The 16,068-nt window shown below is 63.2% G+C and carries 18 protein-coding genes; 10 read left to right on the top strand and 8 right to left on the bottom strand.

Annotated features, from left to right (window positions below; all coding sequences use genetic code 11):
- The first annotated feature begins 12 nt into the window (after positions 1 to 12).
- Positions 13 to 807, top strand: coding sequence for an acyl-CoA thioesterase (locus B2V21_RS00725; protein WP_286915730.1), 795 nt, complete (start codon positions 13 to 15; stop codon positions 805 to 807).
- On the opposite strand, the gene B2V21_RS00720 is transcribed toward B2V21_RS00725, so the two are convergent.
- Together B2V21_RS00720 and B2V21_RS00715 are read right to left on the bottom strand one after the other, a co-directional pair.
- Positions 776 to 1,006 carry a hypothetical protein gene (locus tag B2V21_RS00720; RefSeq protein WP_049858907.1) on the bottom strand — a complete coding sequence of 77 codons (231 nt, stop codon included), beginning with the start codon at positions 1,004 to 1,006 and terminating at the stop codon, positions 776 to 778. The two genes, B2V21_RS00725 and B2V21_RS00720, sit on opposite strands and share 32 nt — an antisense overlap.
- Positions 1,007 to 1,161: 155 nt before the next feature.
- Positions 1,162 to 2,007 (bottom strand): TatD family hydrolase, encoded by an 846-nt coding sequence (locus B2V21_RS00715; protein WP_286915729.1) that lies wholly within the window; start codon positions 2,005 to 2,007, stop codon positions 1,162 to 1,164.
- Between the two features lie 121 nt (positions 2,008 to 2,128).
- Between B2V21_RS00715 and B2V21_RS00710 the strand changes: the two genes are divergently transcribed.
- The 3 genes from B2V21_RS00710 to B2V21_RS00700 all read left to right on the top strand — a co-directional run bounded on the left by B2V21_RS00710 (position 2,129) and on the right by B2V21_RS00700 (position 4,602).
- Positions 2,129 to 3,550 carry a transglycosylase SLT domain-containing protein gene (locus B2V21_RS00710; RefSeq protein ID WP_122743563.1) on the top strand — a complete coding sequence of 474 codons (1,422 nt, stop codon included), beginning with the start codon at positions 2,129 to 2,131 and terminating at the stop codon, positions 3,548 to 3,550.
- A gap of 70 nt (positions 3,551 to 3,620) precedes the next feature.
- The gene (gene greB, locus B2V21_RS00705; RefSeq protein WP_122743562.1) at positions 3,621 to 4,097 is read left to right on the top strand and encodes a transcription elongation factor GreB; all 477 of its coding nucleotides are present in this window, start codon (positions 3,621 to 3,623) and stop codon (positions 4,095 to 4,097) included.
- Between the two features lie 196 nt (positions 4,098 to 4,293).
- Positions 4,294 to 4,602, top strand: coding sequence for a hypothetical protein (locus B2V21_RS00700; protein ID WP_090359340.1), 309 nt, complete (start codon positions 4,294 to 4,296; stop codon positions 4,600 to 4,602).
- A 15-nt stretch (positions 4,603 to 4,617) separates the two neighbouring features.
- Here the strand turns inward: B2V21_RS00700 and B2V21_RS00695 are convergent, their stop codons facing one another.
- Entirely contained in the window at positions 4,618 to 7,122 is a 2,505-nt protein-coding gene (locus B2V21_RS00695) for an ABC transporter permease (RefSeq protein ID WP_286915728.1), read from the bottom strand.
- Entirely contained in the window at positions 7,122 to 7,805 is a 684-nt protein-coding gene (locus tag B2V21_RS00690) for an ABC transporter ATP-binding protein (RefSeq protein WP_049858900.1), read from the bottom strand. Before B2V21_RS00690 ends, B2V21_RS00695 begins: the two co-directional genes overlap by 1 nt.
- A gap of 11 nt (positions 7,806 to 7,816) precedes the next feature.
- Between B2V21_RS00690 and B2V21_RS00685 the strand changes: the two genes are divergently transcribed.
- From B2V21_RS00685 to B2V21_RS00675, 3 genes are all read left to right on the top strand, one after another.
- A complete protein-coding gene (locus B2V21_RS00685; protein ID WP_049858899.1) occupies positions 7,817 to 8,422 on the top strand; it encodes an arylesterase in 606 nt (201 codons plus the stop codon).
- 56 nt (positions 8,423 to 8,478) lie between these two features.
- The gene (locus B2V21_RS00680; protein ID WP_049858898.1) at positions 8,479 to 8,772 is read left to right on the top strand and encodes a hypothetical protein; all 294 of its coding nucleotides are present in this window, start codon (positions 8,479 to 8,481) and stop codon (positions 8,770 to 8,772) included.
- A gap of 92 nt (positions 8,773 to 8,864) precedes the next feature.
- On the top strand, positions 8,865 to 9,833 hold the full coding sequence (locus B2V21_RS00675; RefSeq protein ID WP_286915727.1) for a L,D-transpeptidase family protein: 969 nt from the start codon (positions 8,865 to 8,867) through the stop codon (positions 9,831 to 9,833).
- A gap of 67 nt (positions 9,834 to 9,900) precedes the next feature.
- Here B2V21_RS00675 and B2V21_RS00670 read toward each other — a convergent pair whose 3' ends face one another.
- Entirely contained in the window at positions 9,901 to 10,152 is a 252-nt protein-coding gene (locus B2V21_RS00670) for an Lpp/OprI family alanine-zipper lipoprotein (RefSeq protein ID WP_043185736.1), read from the bottom strand.
- A gap of 480 nt (positions 10,153 to 10,632) precedes the next feature.
- Here B2V21_RS00670 and B2V21_RS00665 point away from each other — a divergent pair, with 480 nt between their 5' ends.
- Positions 10,633 to 10,914: a GNAT family N-acetyltransferase gene (locus B2V21_RS00665; RefSeq protein WP_049858896.1), complete on the top strand. Its 282-nt coding sequence runs from the start codon at positions 10,633 to 10,635 to the stop codon at positions 10,912 to 10,914.
- A gap of 54 nt (positions 10,915 to 10,968) precedes the next feature.
- Here B2V21_RS00665 and B2V21_RS00660 read toward each other — a convergent pair whose 3' ends face one another.
- A complete protein-coding gene (locus B2V21_RS00660) occupies positions 10,969 to 12,042 on the bottom strand; it encodes a 3-deoxy-7-phosphoheptulonate synthase (RefSeq protein ID WP_286915726.1) in 1,074 nt (357 codons plus the stop codon).
- Between the two features lie 213 nt (positions 12,043 to 12,255).
- Here B2V21_RS00660 and B2V21_RS00655 point away from each other — a divergent pair, with 213 nt between their 5' ends.
- Both B2V21_RS00655 and cysB read left to right on the top strand, forming a co-directional pair.
- Positions 12,256 to 12,756 (top strand): universal stress protein, encoded by a 501-nt coding sequence (locus tag B2V21_RS00655; protein WP_049858895.1) that lies wholly within the window; start codon positions 12,256 to 12,258, stop codon positions 12,754 to 12,756.
- Positions 12,757 to 12,877: 121 nt separating this feature from the next.
- A complete protein-coding gene (gene cysB, locus B2V21_RS00650; protein ID WP_049858894.1) occupies positions 12,878 to 13,852 on the top strand; it encodes an HTH-type transcriptional regulator CysB in 975 nt (324 codons plus the stop codon).
- Between the two features lie 43 nt (positions 13,853 to 13,895).
- Here cysB and B2V21_RS00645 read toward each other — a convergent pair whose 3' ends face one another.
- Together B2V21_RS00645 and pabB are read right to left on the bottom strand one after the other, a co-directional pair.
- Complete coding sequence (locus B2V21_RS00645; RefSeq protein ID WP_049858893.1) at positions 13,896 to 14,630, bottom strand: phosphoadenylyl-sulfate reductase; 735 nt, start codon at positions 14,628 to 14,630, stop codon at positions 13,896 to 13,898.
- A gap of 82 nt (positions 14,631 to 14,712) precedes the next feature.
- The gene (gene pabB, locus B2V21_RS00640; RefSeq protein ID WP_286915725.1) at positions 14,713 to 16,056 is read right to left on the bottom strand and encodes an aminodeoxychorismate synthase component I; all 1,344 of its coding nucleotides are present in this window, start codon (positions 16,054 to 16,056) and stop codon (positions 14,713 to 14,715) included.
- Positions 16,057 to 16,068 lie beyond the last annotated feature (12 nt).

Genomic DNA, 16,068 nt, shown 5'->3' with positions numbered 1-16,068 from the left:
CAAGGCCGGCCCATGAACCTTCGCGACCTGCTAGCAAGCGCACGACGTCCACCCCACAGTGTCACCGTACCTCGCGAATGGAGCCAGGGCCGCGCCTGCTACGGCGGGCTCATGGCTGCTTTGCTGCACGAGGCCATGGCGGCGCACGTTCCCGACCGCCCGGTCCGCTCGATGGCGATTACCTTCGTGGGCCCCGCCGAATTGGACGTGCCCATCGATCTGCAGGTGGAAATACTGCGCGAGGGCAGTGCCGTGACCTCGGTGCTCGCCCGTGCAGTTCAGCACGGTCGCACCATGACCGTGGTCCAGGCCAGTTTCGGCCTGGCGCGGCAATCGGCAATCGACATCAGCGCAATGCCGGTAGCGCCCATGAAACCCTTGGCCGAATCGACGGCGCTGCCGTACCTGCCGGGCGTTACCCCGGAGTACATTCGACACTTGGACATGCGATGGGGCATCGGTGCGCTGCCGTTCAGCAATACACCGGTCGCCGGGATCGGTGGGTGGATGCAGCTACGCGAACACGAAGTCGACGAGCCCATCACCGAAGCACTGCTGCTGGTGCTGGGAGACGCCTGGCCACCCGCACTGCTGCCTTATCTGAGCAAACCAGCGCCTGGCAGCAGCCTGACCTGGACTATCGAATTCATCCAGCCCATGCCCGCCATGGGAAGCCTGGACTGGTGCCGCTACCAGGCTGTGATCGAACATGCCCGGGACGGCTATGGCCACACGTCCGCAGCCATGTGGAACCCGCAAGGCGAGCTGCTGGCGATCAGCCGGCAGACGGTGACGGTGTTTGGCTGAGCGCATGCTGCGGGCGACCCAGCGCGAAGGCGGCAACTAGGCCGATCACGCCGATGGCAGCTTCGGCGATGCTGGAGCAGGCAGCCGCATCGACCAGCATCAGGGCAGACAGGGCCAGCAAAGGCAGGGCGATGGCTCGCGAGACGCGGATGCCGTTGTTCGGGTCGTTGACGATGTTCAGCGCGTTCATATCGTTCATGGCTCAATGCTCCATAGGCATGGTGCAACAGGACCTGGGTTCGGCAAGGCGGGTGGCATGAGCTGTAGAGTCCAGCCAACCGCCGATTGTTCAAGCCAGATCCAGATCCGGATCGGTTGAGAACGATAATAGTCACCGCTCGCATCGGCCGCGAATCAAGCTTTGCTATCAGCGTCATAGAGAGCGGGCGCGCCCGTGCCGATCTCAGGCAACCCAAAAAATGTCCGTGCGCAAGCGGTCGTACTCCACGCCAGATCGGCCAGGCTTTCACCCCGATGCTGGGCCACCTCGCGCAGCACTTCGGTGAGAAAGGCCGGTTCGTTGCGGCCACTCTTGGGCTTGGGCCGCAAGGTGCGCGGCAACAGATAGGGCGCGTCACTCTCCAGCATCAGCCGCGAGGCGGGAATGCTGCCCACCAGCGGGTGCAGGTGAGTGCCGCGACGCTCATCGCAGATCCAGCCGGTGATACCGATGTGCAGGTCCAGGTCCAGGTAACCGAACAGAGCCTTGCGCTCGCCCGTGAAGCAGTGCACCACGGCTGCCGGCAAGTGGCCGCGGTAGTCCTTGAGGATGTCCAGCAGGCGCTGAGGCGCATCGCGTTCGTGGAGAAACACCGGCAGCTGCAGCTCGACAGCCAGCGCCAGGTGCTCCTGCAACACTTTCTCCTGCTGTGGTCGCGGCGAGAAGTCGCGGTTGAAATCCAGACCGCATTCGCCCACTGCCTTGACCTGTGGCTGGCTCAGCAGATCACGCAAACGCGTGGCACTGTCGCCGTTCCACTCGCTGGCGCTGTGCGGGTGGATGCCGGCGGTGGCGAACAAGCGCTCACCGGCTTCGTCCCACTGCTGACACAGCTGCAAGGCCTGTTCGCTGCCCTCGACACTCGTGCCGGTGAGCACCAACTGACAGACGCCAGCGGCGTAGGCCCTCTGCAGAATGGCCTCGTGCTTTTGCGCGAAGCTGTCATGGGTAAGGTTGACGCCAATATCGATGAGTTGCATGGTGCTACCTCAAAGCAGGAGGCGAAAAGCATACCAGAGCTTGGTGATGGGCAAGAAAACCAAGAACTTCAAAAGGTTATGGCGGTCTTTGAGGGCTGCTCGAGACATTTGCCGGGGAACCATGGGCGCAAGATCACTGATTGTCATGCTGTGTCTGGTCCTCGGACTGCCCTCGGCAGCCGCCGCTCGTCCGGCGGGTCCCCCGTTGGCGGCACACCCGGCCAAGGTCCGCGACCTGGCCCAGATCCAGTCGAGCCGCGTGTTGCGCGTGCTGGTCAATCAGAGCCGCAACAGCTCCGGCCAAGTCCGCGGCCAGGCCATCGGCGTCGAATACCATCGCCTGCAGGCCTTCCAGAGCTTCCTCAATGCCCACGCCGGTAAAGGTCAGGCGTTGCAACTCAAGATCATTCCGCGAGCCAAGGAACAACTGCTCGGCGCCCTGCAGCGTGGCGAAGGCGATCTGGTCGCGCCGGGCGAACTGATGGAGTTGCATCCCGCCAGCAAGGTCGCGGCCAGCGATGCCGTGATCGCCAACGTGCCATTCGTGCTGGTCAGCGGCAAAGGCGGGCGGCGCCCGGTGCGGGTCGAGCAACTGGCAGGCAAAACCCTCGCCTTGCCCAATGGCAGCGCTGCGGGCGCCGCCATCGAACGCCTGAATCAGAAGCTGGCCCTGCGCAAACTGGCGCCTATCGACATCGAATGGGTCGACCCCAGCCTGGCCGTTGAAGACGTGCTGGAGATGGTCCAAGCCGGGATCTACCCGCTGACCGTGGTCGAATTGCCCATCGCCGAGCGCTGGGCCAAGGTCATGCCACGGCTGCGGGTGGACCGCCGCGTGGTCCTCAGCGCGCCCGGCTCGGTAAGCTGGTACGTGCGCCGCGACGCACCGCAGCTCGGCGCCAGCGTCGATCGCTTCCTGGCGTCCTACAAGGCGCCAAGCGATCAGGACGCCGCATTCGTCAAGGTTTACCGTGGCCTGTACAAGGTTCACTACCCCTTGGCCCGCAGTGATCGTCAGCGGCTGGAAAAACTGCGTCCGGTCCTCCAGCGCCACGCCCGCGAGCAACACATGGACTGGCTCAACCTCGCCGCGCTGGCCTTCAAGGAGTCCAAGCTCGATCCGGCGGCGCGTGGTGGCGGCGGCGCCACCGGCCTGCTGCAGATCACCCCCTCGGCAGCCCGGCGGGTAGGCGTGGGCAACATCCAGAACGTCGACAACAACGTCCAGGCCGGAGCCAAATACCTGGCGATGATTCGCCGCAAGTTCTTTTCCAGCAACAAGCTCAACGAGCGTGAACGCATGGCCTTCACCCTGGCCGCTTACAACATGGGCCCGGAACGGGTGCAAGCCATGCGCAAGGAAGCCCGCCGCCGCGGCCTCAACCCCGACCAATGGTTCTTCCAGACCGAGCGCATCGCCATGGAACAGATGGGCATGGCCTCGGTGAGCTACGTCAACAGCGTGAACAAGTACTACCTGGCGTTCGCCCGCGAACGCGATTCGCTGGAGCCAGGCGCGCGCAAGCTGGCGTCGGCGCGTTGAATCATGAGCCTTGCTGGCAGAGCAGAGTGTTTGTTGTAGGCTACGCTTTTATGTCTGGCCGGAGGCCGCATTGGCAACGAACATCATTACGCGTGAGGGGCACGAGGCGCTGAGATCAGAGCTCGATCATCTGTGGCGCGTCTATCGGCCAGAGATCACGCAGAAGGTCGCTTGGGCGGCATCTTTGGGGGATCGCAGTGAGAACGCGGACTACCAGTACAACAAGAAGCTGCTGCGCGAGATCGACCGTCGCGTGCGTTATCTGCGCAAGCGCTTGGAAGACGTCAAGGTCGTCGATTATTCGCCCGAACAAGAAGGCAGGGTGTTCTTCGGTGCTTGGGTAGAGATCGAAAACGACGCAGGCGAGACCAAGACCTTTCGTATCGTCGGCTATGACGAAATCTATGGTCGCAACGACTATATTTCCATCGATTCACCCATGGCCCGCGCGCTGCTGAAGAAGCAGGAAGGCGACGAAATCGTCGTACAGATCCCTGATGGCGAGGCGCTGTGGTATATCAATCAGATCCGCTACAAGCCGGCCTGAGGTGTGCACCAGGCGGTTGACACCCTGCCGACCGATTCAATAGGATTACCCCTCATGCGCCGATTTAGACAGCTACTTGCGGGGCGCCTGGAGGTTCTTGCGAGCCTTCGAAATACCGCTAAAGCGCTGGTTCGGTGATGCCTCCCACCGCTGTCCAGCTCTCCCACATGAAGCGGTCGAGGCTGAGAACACCATCATGAACTGTCCCCGTCCCATCGTTTGCCTGGCGCCGATCCCGGCGAGTCCTTCCCTGCGCAACCCGCGCATTTTGCTGGTGGGCCAGCACCAACCGAACCTGCTGCGCAGCCTTGATGGCTGGCCTCGCCGTCGTGGCAAGCCCGGTGCTTTCGTGGCTCGCTTCATCGACCAGCACAGCGCCTTGAAAGGTTTGCCCGACAACAGCTTCGAACTGGCCGTGATCCAGGCACCATCGGCGCAGGATGCCCGTGAGGTGATTGCCCATGCCGTGCGCATCGCCCGGCAGGGGCTGATCACCCTTCGCTGATCGGCGGGTAGCACATCAGCCTTCTCTGAGTACCTGCAACGGGCTTGCATTGAGGGCTCGACGGGTGCCGAAGACGCCCGCCCCACCGACCAGCAGTGCGCCGATCAGCGGCAAGCAAAGCAACCATGGGTGCGGGGTCCAGGCCAGGTCGAAGGCATAGCGATACAGCACAAAGCTGATCAGTTCGCTGCCCAACGCCGCCAGCACACCGCTGGCGGCACCCAGCAGACCGAACTCGATGCGCCGTGCCTTGACCAGCAGGCGCCGCTCGGCACCCAGCGCCCGCAGCAGTGCGCCTTGCCGAATGCGCTCGTCCAGCGTCGCCTGCAACCCGGAGAACAACACGGCCATGCCCGCAGCCAGCACGAACAGCAGCACGTATTCCACTGCCAGGGTGACCTGAGCCAGGATGCTGCGCAGCTGTTCCAGCAGTGCCTCGACCCCCAGGATGGTCGCCGCAGGGAAGGCGCGAGATAGCTCAACCACCTGTGAATCATGCCCAGGAGCGATGTAGAAGCTGGTCAGGTAGGTGGTCGGCAGGTCATCGAAGGTACCGGGTTGGAAGATCATGAAGAAGTTGGGCTGGAAGTTGTTCCAGTCCACGGTGCGCAGGCTGGTGACCACAGCATCGCGATTGGAGCCGCCAATGTTGAAGGTCAAGCGGTCGCCCAGCTTGAGCTTGAGGCTTTGCGCAACGCCTTCCTCGACGGACACGCCGGGCAGGTCCTGGTTCTGCGCAGCACTCCACCACTGCCCGGCGGTTATACGGTTGCCGTTGGGCAGATGTTCGGCCCAGGTCAGGCTCAAGTCCCGTTGCACCGCGCGTTCACCGCGCGAATCCTTCTCGACCAGTTCCTGCACCGGCGCATCGTTGATATCCACCAGACGTCCCGGCATCACCGGGTACAGGGGCGCCGCACGGGCGCCGGCGTCCTGCAGGTGACGGGCGAAGGCATCGCGCTCGTCCGGCAGGATGTTCAGGGCGAAATAGTTCGGCGCATCCTTTGGCAACTGGTTCTGCCAGTTGTCCAGCAACTCGCCACGCAGCAGCGCGATCAGCGTCATGGCCAGCAGGATCAGGCCGAAGGCCAGGGCCTGGCCAGCCGCAGCCAGCGGATGCCGAAGCAGTTGCCCAAGCCCCAGACGCCAGGGCAGGGTGGAACGGGCCAGCAGCCGGCGCAGGCTTTTCAGGCCCAGCAGCAACAGGCCGCCAAGGATCAGCGCGGCCAGCAGCCCACCGGCGAGCAAGGCGAAGGTCAGGACCAGGTCCAGGCTCAACCGCCACATGATCAGGCCCAGCGCCAGCAGCGCAGTGCCGTACACCAGCCAGGTGCTGGTCGGCACCGGCAGCAGGTCGCGGCGCAGCACGCGCAGCGGGGGTACCGCACCCAGGGCTGCCAGCGGTGGCAGGGCGAACCCGGCCAAGGCGACCAGCCCGGTACCGATGCCGGCCAACGCGGGCAATACGCCCCCGGCCGGAACCACGGCAGGCAACAAGCCATGGAGCATCTGGAACAGCACCAGTTGCGCCAACCAGCCGATCAGCGCACCGCTCAGGCACGCCAGTACACCGAGCAAGGCCAGTTGCACGCAGAACATCAGCATCACTTCGCGGCGTGACAGGCCCAGGCAGCGCAGCAGGGCACTGGCATCGAAACGTCGCGCGGCGAAGCGGGTGGCCGACATGGCCACCGCCACGCCGGCGAGCAGTACCGCCACCAGGCTGGCCATGTTCAGATAGCGTTCGGCCTTGCCCAGCGCGCCGCCGATCTGCTGGTTGCTGTCCTTGGAATCTCGCAGCCGCTGGTTGGGCTCGAGCGCCGACTCCAGTCGCTGCTGATAGCTGGCCAGTTGCTCGGGCGTGCCACGCCAGAGCTCGCGGTAGGTCACTCGGCTGCCTGGCTGCACCACGTTGGTGGCGGCCAGGTCCTGCAGGTTGATCATCACCCGTGGCGTCAGGCTATAGAAGTTGCCGGCTCGGTCCGGCTCATAGGTCAGCACCCGTGCCAGGCGCAGGGTCTTGCTGCCCACATCCAGGGTGTCGCCAACCTTGAGGTTCAGCGCTGCCAGCAAGCGTGACTCCGCCCAGGCCTCACCGGGCGCCGGGCCTGCGCCGGCTGTTTCCTCTCCATAGGGCTGCGCGGCGCTCTTGAGCTCGCCACGCAACGGGTACGCCTCATCGACCGCCTTCACGCTGGACAACTGGATGCCGTTGTCGGCGGCGATCACGCTGGCGAACTCGACCACGCGCGCATGCTCGAGCCCCGCCTGGGTGCCGGCATCGATCTGCTCCTGACGGGCCGGGCTGCTGCCTTGCAGGATGAGGTCGGCGCCAAGGAACTCGGTCGCGCGCAGTTGCATCGCGCCATTGAGGCGCGCCCCGAAATAGCCGATCGCAGTGCTGGCAGCGACCGCCACCAGCAGGGCAAAGAACAGTACGCGCAGCTCGCCGGAGCGGGCGTCACGCAACAACTGCCGGGCGGCCAGGGCCATCAGGCGGAACATCGGCAAGCCGACCATCAGGGCTCCAGAGGCGCGACGAGGCGCCCGGCATCAAGGCGGATCAAACGCTGGCAGCGATGCGCCAGGCGCTCGTCGTGGGTTACCAGCACCAGGGTCGTGCCGCGCTCCTTGTTCAATTCGAAGAGCAGGTCACTGATGCGCTCGCCGGTATGGCTGTCGAGGTTGCCGGTGGGTTCGTCGGCGAACAGCACGTCAGGTTCGGCAGCGAAGGCGCGGGCGATGGCCACGCGCTGTTGTTCGCCGCCCGAGAGCTGGCGCGGCGAGTGTGTCAGGCGTTGGCCCAGGCCAACCCGTTCGAGGAGGTTGCGCGCATGCTCCCGGGCATCCTTGCGGCCGTCGAGCTCCAGCGGCAGCATCACGTTTTCCAACGCATTGAGGCTGTCCAGCAGTTGGAACGACTGAAACACGAACCCCACGTGTTCGGCGCGCACCCGAGCCCGCTGGTCCTCGTCGAGGGTGCCGAGGTCCTGGCCAGCCAGGGTCACGCTGCCCGCACTGGGCAGGTCGAGGCCGGCCAGCAGGCCGAGCAGGGTGGACTTGCCCGAACCCGAGGCGCCGACGATCGCCAGGCTGTCGCCTTTCGCCAATTGCAGGGAGAGTTCGTGCAGTATGGTCAGTTCACCTTCCGCGCTGGTGACCACTTTGCTAAGGTTCCGCGCTGTAAGAATGCTTGCGCCCATGGAGAGTCCCGATGCGAATGTGGTTGATGAGTGCTGGCCTGGGCCTGATGTTGGCCGCCCAGAGTGCAGTGGCAGGTACCGTCCTGATCGTTGGCGATAGTATCAGCGCGGCTTTCGGCCTGGATACCCGCGCCGGCTGGGTAGCACTGCTCGAAAAACGCCTGGCGCAACAGGGTTTCGACGACAAAGTCGTCAATGCCTCGATCACCGGTGATACCTCGGCCAATGGCTTGGCGCGGCTGCCCGCGCAGCTTGCAGCGCACAAGCCGGACCTGGTTCTGCTGGAGTTGGGCGGCAATGATGGCCTGCGCGGAATGCCTGTCGCGCAATTGCAACAGAATCTTGCATCGATGATCGATCTCTCTCGCAAGGCTGGTGCCCAGGTGCTGCTGTTGGGCATGCAATTGCCGCCCAACTACGGCGCGCGCTACACCAAGGCGTTCGCCCAGGTCTATCAAACACTCGCGGACGAGAAAAAAGTGGCCTTGGTGCCGTTCCTGCTCGAAGGGGTTGGCGGCGTTCCGACATTGATGCAGGCCGACGGCGTCCATCCCACCGCCGGTGCCCAGGGCAAACTGCTGGAAAACGTCTGGCCGACGCTCAAACCGTTGCTTTGACGCTTTTCTGGATGCTGGCTTTCGGCTAATGTGGCGCCCCCTGTTTGGAGCCCCCGATGCCGCGTCCCGCCTGGTCCCTGTTTGCCTACCAACTGATCGAACCCGACGATCAGCTGGACCTGTTCGCCTGCCAGGAAAGCCGGGTGCATCTGGTGGCGCGCCAGCTGGAGCTCGGTGGTTCTGTGGACCGCACCCTGTGCGGCACCTTGCTGCCGGCCCAGCCGCGCTGGCTGGAGGTGCACAAGCAGATCTTCCGTGATCAGCGCCTGTGCAAACTGTGCCGTGCCATTCTGTTCGCCCAGCGCAAAGGCACGCGGCCGGTATGGCCCGAGCTTCAGTCGATCCCCTGATCGGCGCGCCGAGGGTCTTCGGCTACACGCGCCCGGCAACTGCGCGTACAATCGCGGCATTGTCCCGTTCAGTTCGATCAAGGATTTCCTGGATGCCGCCGAGCCTTTCCGTCTTCACTCGCTGCCTGTCGCTGGCCGCCGCGTTCGCTGCGGCACCGGTCATGGCGCTGGAATTCCCGTTGCCGCCTCCGGGTGAAGACATCATTGGCCAGGTGCAGACCATCACCGCCAAGTACGAAGACACCTTCGCCGATATTGCGACCGCCAACGACCTTGGCTACCTGGAAATGGTTGCGGCCAACCCCGGTGTCGATCCCTGGCTGCCGGGTGCCGGCACGCAGATCATCCTGCCTACCCGCTTCATTCTGCCCCCCGGCCCGCGCGAAGGCATCGTCATCAACCTGGCCGAATATCGCCTCTACTATTACCCCAAGGGCGAGAATGTCGTGCGTACCTATCCACTGGGGATAGGCCGGGAAGGGTGGGGGTCGCCCATCGCGCAGACCAAGGTCATCGCCAAGACCGCAAATCCGACCTGGACGCCGCCGGCCTCGATCAAGGCCGAGCACGCTGCGGATGGCGACCCGTTGCCCAACGTCGTCCCGGCCGGTCCGGACAATCCGTTGGGGCCGTTCAAGTTCACCCTCGGCCTGCCGGGCTACCTGATTCACGGCTCGAACAAACAGTTCGGCATCGGCATGCGCACCAGCCATGGCTGTTTCCGCATGTACAACGACAACGTGCTGGAGTTGGCGAGCATGGTGCCGGTGGGCACCAGCGTGCGCATCATGAACGAGTCCTACAAGTTTGGCATGAGCGGTGGCAAGGTGTACCTCGAGGCCCACGCGCAATTGACCGACAAGGGTGACCCGGTGGCCCTGGACAGGCACACCGCCGTGATCAACGCCTTGCTCAACCGCAGGGACTTCGCACCGGACATCAAGATGAACTGGGACGTGGTCCGCGATGTGGTCGCTGCCGAAGACGGCCTGCCGGTCGAGATCGCCGTTCCCGGCGCGCCGATGATCAGCAGCGCACCCGACACGGCGCCGGCGCCATAACCCGGTCTTCATCAGGCATAAAAAAACCGACCCAATGGGTCGGTTTTTTTACAGCCTCGAAAAGCTGTTACTTGCGGCTAGCCTTGTCGAGCATGCGCAGGGCGCGCTCGTTGGCTTCGTCGGCAGTCTGCTGAGCTTTCTGAGCAGCGGTCAGTGCTTCGTCAGCCTTGCGGTAGGCTTCGTCGGCACGGGCTTGCGAACGTGCAGCGGCGTCTTCGGTAGCGGTCAGACGAGCTTCGGTTTCTTTGGATGCGCTGCTGCAACCGGTAGCCAGAACGGCGGCCAGGGCCAGTGCAGAGAATTTCAGAGCGTTGTTCATTGTGTTCCCCTTCGAAGGACATTCTTTTAAGTAGCCATTTCTCATGAATGAGAAACTGGCCGCCGTACATAGTACTCATTACTTGTAGTAAGTAAACGGACGCAACGCAAGAGATGAAAAAAAATCCATACGTGCCCAGGGTGGCGGAACGTAACCCGCAAAGCACGGTCTAGCGCTGGTTGCGCGAGGGTCGAGGGTTATCGCAAGTGCGCGGTTTAGTTGTCGCAGACATGAACTAAGGCGGGATTTACATGTCCGCTTATGCGGGTCAATCGAGACGGTTTAGAAAGCGGCCCTTGATTTAGCACGACGCGGGATAACTAAGCCGAACGTAAGCCGAACGACGATATTTTTCACGTCGAACGCGCAGGCTTCACTCGGCCTTGATGACAAAAACAGCACAAGTCGGCACAACGGTTTCTAAGTCGTACAAAGAGCGGTAAGGTAGAGATCAAAATCCAAGACCCGCGAGGAATTGCCATGAGCGAGGCGCTATCCATCCACCACGACCAGGCCGGTCACCAGTTCGAAACCAACATCGACGGCCACCGTGCGTACCTGACGTACATGGACCTGGGCAAACAGACCCTGGACATCTACCGCACCTTCGTCCCCAACGCCCTGCGCGGGCGCGGGATCGCTGCAGCGTTGACCGAGCAGGCCCTGGACTACGCCGAAAGCCATGGCTATACGGTGATTCCGTCCTGCTCGTATGTCGAACGCTACATGGAGCGCCATCAGCGTCGTGCGGCAAAGCTGTAACGCTGTGCCCCGGGTACCGGGGCGGTGAAGGCTCGACTGACCCGGTACTGACGGTCAGCGGGTACGCTTTGGCAATACATCCTTGAGTTTGGCGTGCATGCTGCGCAGCGTCTTTTCGGTGCTGGTCCAGTCGATGCACGCATCGGTGACCGACACCCCGTATTGCAGGTCGCCCAGGTCCTTGGGTATCGACTGGCTCCCCCAATTCAAATGGCTTTCCACCATCAGGCCGATGATCGACTGGTTGCCTTCCAGAATCTGGTTGGCCACGTTCTCCATCACCAGAGGTTGCAGCGCCGGGTCCTTGTTGGAGTTGGCATGGCTGCAGTCGACCATGATGTTGGCCTTGATGCCGGCCTTCTCCAGCGCTTGCTCGCACACTGCCACGCTGACCGAATCGTAGTTGGGCTTGCCGTTGCCACCACGCAGAACCACGTGGCCGTAGGCGTTGCCCTTGGTGGTGACGATGGAGACGCCACCTTCCTGGTTGATCCCCAGGAAGCGGTGAGGGTTGGACACCGACTGCAGGGCATTGATGGCCACGGTCAGGCCGCCATCGGTACCGTTCTTGAAGCCCACGGCCGAAGACAGGCCCGAAGCCATTTCGCGGTGGGTCTGGGATTCGGTGGTGCGCGCGCCGATGGCCGACCAGCTGATCAGGTCCTGCAGGTACTGCGGCGAGATCGGGTCAAGGGCTTCGGTGGCGGTAGGCAGGCCCATCTCGGCCAGGTCCAGCAGCAATTGCCGACCAATGTGCAGGCCATCCTGGATCTTGAACGAGTCATCCAGGTACGGATCGTTGATCAGGCCTTTCCAGCCGACCGTGGTGCGCGGCTTCTCAAAGTACACGCGCATCACCAGGTACAGGGTGTCCGAGACTTCGGCGGCCAACGCCTTCAGGCGCCGGGCATACTCGTGCGCCGCATCGATGTCGTGGATCGAGCAGGGGCCGATGACCACGAACAGGCGATGATCGCGGCCATCGAGGATATCGCGCACCACTTCACGGCCGGCAGCGACAGTTTTGTGCGCAGCGGCGCTGAGCGGAATTTCCCGCTTCAGCTGGGCAGGCGTGATGAGGGTTTCATTGGAGGCGACGTTAAGGTCGTCGATCGGTAGGTCAGCCATCGTGTTACTCGTCAGGTCACGGGTGCCGGCCGCCAGCGAACCCCGCACGGCGAGGCACAGCATGATTATGAGCGGCGGGGGAGTCGAACCTTAGCGCGTTAGAGCGCATGCAGACAACGGATTTGTGCCATCGCTGTGCCGACGACCGGTGCACTGCGAACGGCGCTGCTACGCTCAAGTGTGCCCTGTCGCCTTGGCCACTTCGGAGGTCGCATGATCCGCTCCATGCTGTACGCCACTGACCTGGGGGTGTACGCCCCATTCGTCATGCAGCACGCCGTCGCCCTGGCGCGCAGCTTCAATGCGCAGCTGTATGTCATCCATGCCGTCGAGCCCATGGGCCTGATCGCCGAATCGGTGCTGCAGAGCTATCTGGACGAGTCCACCCTGGATCGCCTGCACAACCACGGCTTGAGCGCGGTGATGGCGGGGATTGAAACGAAGGTGCTGCAGAGCCTGCGCAGCGATCTGGGCGACGACGAGCCAGACCTCGCCCTGATCCGTGCCGTGCGGGTGCTTCAGGGTGATCCGGCCGAGGTCATTCTCGATCAGGCCCAGCGTCTGAAAGTGGACCTGCTGGTGCTGGGCAGCCACAGTCAGGTGGCCACCGTCGATGTTTCGCTGGGCCGCACGGCTACCCGCGTGTTGCAGCTGTCCCCGGCGCCGGTCTATCTGGTACCCCTCACAGAGCAACGCAGCCGCCTGAAGAGCTAGGCGACAAGCTGGTTATTTTTCCTACAAATTTAATGAAAAGTTCTAGATTTATTGCCTGGACCTTTAATATAGTTATAACCCTTCGCCGACGACTGGCGGTTTTCCTGTGTGAGGGATTCATATGAAGCTTCAGCAACTGCGCTACATCTGGGAGGTAGCGCACCATGACCTCAACGTCTCCGCCACGGCGCAAAGCCTGTATACCTCGCAGCCAGGTATCAGCAAGCAGATCCGCCTGCTGGAAGACGAACTGGGTGTTGAAGTCTTCGCACGCAGCGGCAAGCATTTGACCCGCGTCACGCCGGCAGGTGAGCGCATCATCACCACCGCCGGTGAAATCCTGCGCAAGGTGGAAAGTATCAAGCAGATCGCCCAGGAATTCTCCAACGAGAAGAAGGGCACGCTGTCCATCGCCACCACCCACACCCAGGCGCGCTATGCCCTGCCAACGGTGATCAGCAGCTTCATCAAGCAGTACCCGGACGTTGCCTTGCACATGCACCAGGGCTCACCGATGCAGATCGCCGAAATGGCTGCCGACGGCACCGTCGACTTCGCCATCGCCACCGAAGGCCTGGATTCGTTCGGTGACCTGATCATGATGCCGTGCTACCGCTGGAACCGCTGCATCGCGGTGCCCCAGGGGCATCCCCTGACCAAGGTTCCGAAGTTGACCCTGGAAGCGCTCGCCGAATACCCGATCGTCACCTACGTATTCGGTTTCACCGGCCGTTCCAAGCTGGATGAAGCGTTCTCGCGCCGCGGCCTGGCGCCGAAAGTGGTGTTCACCGCGGCCGATGCCGACGTGATCAAAACCTACGTGCGTCTGGGGCTGGGCGTGGGCATCGTGGCCAAGATGGCCGTCGATCCCAAACTCGACAATGACTTGGTAGTGCTCGACGCCGACCATCTGTTCGAATCCAGCGTGACCCGGATCGGCTTCCGCCGTGGCACTTTCCTGCGCGGCTTCATGTGCGACTTCATCGAGAAATTCGCGCCGCACCTCACCCGCGAGGTCATGGCCAAGGCCATCCAGTGCCACAACAAGCAGGAGCTCGAAGCCCTGTTCGAAGGCGTCGAGCTGCCCGAGCATTGATCACGCTGCGGGCCTGCACCTGACAGGCCCGTACCTGTGAGGTTCAGGCCTTGCTGATCAGATTCCCTGCGTGCAGCCCACATTCCTTCTGCGTGGCTTCTTCCCACCACCAGCGCCCTTCGCGCTCGTGCTGGTTGGGCAGGACCGGCCGCGTGCACGGCTCGCAGCCAATGCTGATGAAGCCACGCTCGTGCAGGCTGTTGTAGGGCAGTTCAAGCATGCGGATGTAACCCCACACTTCTTCACTGCTCATCTGCGCCAGGGGGTTGAACTTGTACAGCGTGCGCTCGGGCGTCGAGAACGCGCCGTCCACTTCAACTGCCGCGACCTGGCTGCGTGTGCCGGGACTCTGGTCGCGCCGCTGGCCGGTGGCCCAGGCGCTGACGGTCGAGAGCTTGCGCCGCAGCGGTTCGATCTTGCGGATGCCGCAGCACTCGCCGTGGCCGTCGCGATAGAAGCTGAACAGGCCCTTTTCCTTGACGAAAGGGTCCAGCAACGCATTGTCCGGTGAGACCAGTTCGATGGTGATCTTGTAGTGCTCGCGCACCTGTTCGATGAACCGGTAGGTTTCCGGGTGCAGGCGACCGGTGTCCAGGCTGAACACCTTGACGTTCTTGTTCAGTTTCCAGGCCATGTCCACCAGCACCACGTCTTCGGCGCCGCTGAAGGAAATCCAGAGGTCGTCGCCGAAGTGGGCGAAGGCGAGCTTGAGAATGTCCTGGGGGGACTTGTTGGCGTAGGTCGTCGCCATTTCGGCGACATCGAAGGGCTGGCTCATCAGGCGGCTTCCTGGTCAAAGTGGCGCTGGGCGCTCTATATGGCGCCATGGTAACAAAAAACACCCAGCGGCATGGCCGGGATCAGAGCCCGGCCAGGGTGTCCAGCAAGACCTTGACCTTGAAGATCGATTCCTCGTATTCGGCTTGCCACTGGGAGTCGGCCACGATCGCGCCGCCGCCCCAGCAGCACACCTGGTCGTCCTTGATCAGCAGCGTACGGATGGCGATCGAGCTGTCCATTTCGCCGCGCACATCCAGGTACAGCAACGAGCCGCAGTAAATCGCACGCTGGGTCGGTTCCACCTCGTCGATGATCTGCATGGCGCGGATCTTCGGTGCGCCGGTGATCGAACCACCGGGAAAGCTGCCTGCGATCAGGTCCAGGCAGTCCTTGTCCGCTGCCAGCTCACCGGTGACGGCGCTGACCAGATGATGCACGTTCGGGTAGCTTTCCAGGGCGAACAGCTGCGGCACCCGTACCGAGCCGATCCGGCAGGTGCGGCCCAGGTCGTTGCGCAGCAGGTCGACGATCATCAGGTTTTCCGAGCGGTCCTTGGCACTGGCCAGCAGTTCGCGGCCATTGCGTGCATCCTCTTGAGGGTCGAGGCTGCGCGGGCGGGTGCCCTTGATCGGCCGGGTTTCCACCTGGCCGGCCGTGACCTTGATGAAGCGCTCCGGGGAGAAGCTCAACAGGGCCGCGCCGGTGCTCAGTTGCAGATAGCCGGAAAACGGCGTGGAGCAGGCGGCGCGTACTGCCTGATAGGCGGTCCAGGGATCCCCGGCGCATGCCGCACGAAAGCGCTGGGTAAGGTTGACCTGATAGCAATCGCCCGCCTGGATGTAGGCCTGCACCGTCTCGAATGCCCGTCGATACTGCTCTGGGGTCTGGTCCGGCGTCATCGGCGACTGCAAGCGGAAGGGCTGCGCCTGATCCCGGGCCGGTTGGCCGAACAGCTCGATCAGGCGTTGCCGTTCGCAGGCCTGCAGCGCGGGATGGAACATCAGGTGGCTGGTCTGCCGCTGATGGTCGCTGATCAGTGCCCAGCCATACAGGCCGAGGCTGGCGTGCGGCAGGTCGAGATCGTCGTGGTTGGGGTGTGGCAGGTTCTCCAGCCGGCGGCCGAAATCGTAGCTCAGGTAGCCGATCAGGCCGCCGGCGAACGGTAGTTCGCAGCCATCGGGCAATTGCGCCTGACCCAGTCCGGCCAATGCCTGGCGCGCACGGTGCAGATACTGCTGGCCGGATTCATCGGCTTGAACGCTGAGCGTCTGCAGAGGCCAGGCGCTGATCAGGTCGAAGCGGCCGCGTTGGGCAATCGGCTGCGCACTGTCGAGTAGTACCGCGCCGGGGGCGTGGCGGACCACGGCGAAATAGGGCGCCGGATCGGCCAGGTAGGGCAGGGCGTGGAGCAAGCAGGTCGGCATGATAGATCGGTG

Source organism: Pseudomonas sp. UBA6276 (genome assembly GCF_002438365.1).
In the GTDB taxonomy this organism is placed as follows: Bacteria; Pseudomonadota; Gammaproteobacteria; order Pseudomonadales; family Pseudomonadaceae; genus Aquipseudomonas; species Aquipseudomonas coleopterorum.
This window is presented reverse-complemented; position numbering and strand designations above follow the sequence as displayed.